Origin of the sequence: Streptomyces hazeniae, from assembly GCF_031845485.1 — a bacterium.
GTDB lineage: Bacteria > Actinomycetota > Actinomycetes > Streptomycetales > Streptomycetaceae > Streptomyces > Streptomyces hazeniae.
On the sequence record NZ_JAVREQ010000139.1, the window covers coordinates 1 to 474 of the forward strand.

The 474-nt window shown below is 64.3% G+C and carries 1 pseudogene; it reads left to right on the plus strand.

From position 1 onward, the window contains the following. Positions 1–474 (plus strand): annotated as a pseudogene (locus RM572_RS28995) (cholesterol oxidase); the annotation flags it as partial.

A 474-nucleotide genomic window follows, 5' to 3' on the forward strand; every position in this document is an offset into this window, starting at 1 on the left:
GGCGGCGGTTCCCTGAACTACGCCAACACGCTGTACATTCCGCCGGACCCGTTCTTCAACGATCCGCAGTGGAAGGACATCACCGACTGGCGTGGCGAGCTGATGCCGCACTACGAACAGGCGCAACGAATGCTCGGCGTGGTGAAGAACCCGACCTTCACCGATGCGGACCGCATCGTCAAAGAGGTCGCCGACGACATGGGCTGCGGGGATACATTCGTCGCAACGCCGGTCGGCGTGTTTTTCGGGCCCGACGGTGACAAGGCGCCGGGCAAGACCGTCCCGGACCCCTACTTCGGCGGGGCAGGCCCGGCGCGCACCGGCTGCATCGAATGCGGCCAGTGCATGACCGGCTGCCGGCACGGCGCCAAGAACACTCTCGTCAAGAACTACCTTGGCCTCGCGGAAAAGGCTGGGGTGCAAGTACATTCGATGACCACGGTGACCAGCTTTCAGCAGCGGTGTGACGGGCTG